Source organism: Candidatus Chloroploca asiatica, from assembly GCF_002532075.1.
In the GTDB taxonomy this organism is placed as follows: Bacteria; Chloroflexota; Chloroflexia; order Chloroflexales; family Chloroflexaceae; genus Chloroploca; species Chloroploca asiatica.
The window spans coordinates 1-1,373 of sequence record NZ_LYXE01000025.1 but is presented as its reverse complement, the minus strand read 5'-3'; the positions used below and the strand labels follow the sequence as shown (position 1 = coordinate 1,373).

At 63.6% G+C, this 1,373-nt stretch carries 1 protein-coding gene; it reads left to right on the top strand.

The window, feature by feature from the left end:
• The first annotated feature begins 116 nt into the window (after nt 1–116).
• The gene (locus tag A9Q02_RS24550; protein WP_097650745.1) at nt 117–1,352 is read left to right on the top strand and encodes a transposase; all 1,236 of its coding nucleotides are present in this window, start codon (nt 117–119) and stop codon (nt 1,350–1,352) included.
• Nucleotides 1,353–1,373: the final 21 nt, after the last annotated feature.

The window sequence follows — 1,373 nt, the reverse complement described above, 5'->3', positions numbered from 1 at the left end:
CTTTCACGTATAGAGTTTTTGAGACATTTCGAGCCATGTGTAAAGGGTTTTGCAGGCGGGTCGGCCTTCTGGTACGATAGAGGTCTCACACTTCAATCGGAGCACAGGAGGCCTGCATGACCCGCCTACCAGGATTATCGCAATGGAACGACATGGTGTCAACCCATCTGCCCCACTTGACCCGTCCCCAGACGTGGGGGCTGACGTGCTGGAGTATGGGTATCATCGTGGCGCAGCGGGCGGGATTGCTGATGGTGGCGGTCGTCATGGCGGCGCTGCTCGACCGCACCGTCACGGCCACGCGGGGTTGCTTGCGCGACTGGTATCTCGATGGCAAGGACAAGCAAGGTGCCAAACACGGCAGCAAGCGGCGCACGCTCGAGGTGGCGTCCTGCTTTGCTCCCCTCCTGCGCTGGGTCATCCATCTCTCCCCCGCTGGCACGCACCAGATTGCCTTGGCGATGGATGCCTCAACCCTCGGCCAGCGCTTCACCGTCTTGTCGATCCATGTCGTCATCCGAGGCTGTGCCATCCCGATTGCCTGGAAGATCGTGCGGGCCACGGCCCAAGGGGCGTGGCGTCCGCACTGGGAAACGCTCTTCCAGGATCTCACTGGCAGCACCCCAGACGGGTGGACGGTGATCGTGCTGGCCGACCGCGGCTTGTACGCCAAATGGCTCTACGACGCCATCCAGAAGAACGGATGGCATCCGTATCTCCGCATCAATCGGCAGGGCAAGTACCGTCCCGTCGAGGCGACGGAGTTTCGTGGGCTCAGCACGGTCGTGGTCAAGGGGGAAGCTGGCTGGAAGGGGCGCGTGGTTTGTTTTGCGACCGCGCAGCGGCAGGTGACGTGCACCTTGCTCGCCCGCTGGACACCCGGCTACACCGACCCGTGGTTGGTGTTGACCGATCTGCCACCCGAGGAGGCCGATGTGGCCTGGTATGGGTTGCGCGCCTGGATCGAGTGCAGCTACAAAGACATGAAGCGCGGCGGCTGGCACTGGGAGCAGACCAAGATGACCGACCCGGCGCGGGCCGAACGGCTCTGGTTGGCCATGGCCCTGGCGACGCTGCTGGTGGTCAGTGTGGGCGTCCACGCCGAAGCGACCACGCCCCAGCCCGTGCTGGACGACCTGCCGGATACCCACATCGCCCGCCGCCGGAAAGGCGACACCCCGCCGCGCCGTCAGATCAGTTGCTTTCATCGGGGACGGCTGCTCGTCCTGGTTGCCTTTGCCCACGGTCGCCGCCTGCCACCAATGGCGCTCATTCCCGAACCCTGGCCAGAAAGTCTTGACACCTCACACGACACGCCTGCCGCTGCTGCACCGCATCAGAAAGCGGCGTAGCAAAAACTCTATACGTGAAAG

What these genes read in the sequence shown, in the direction of transcription:
- A9Q02_RS24550 (WP_097650745.1), top strand. Translation starts at nt 117, where the DNA reads ATGACCCGCCTACCAGGATTATCGCAATGGAACGACATGGTGTCAACC.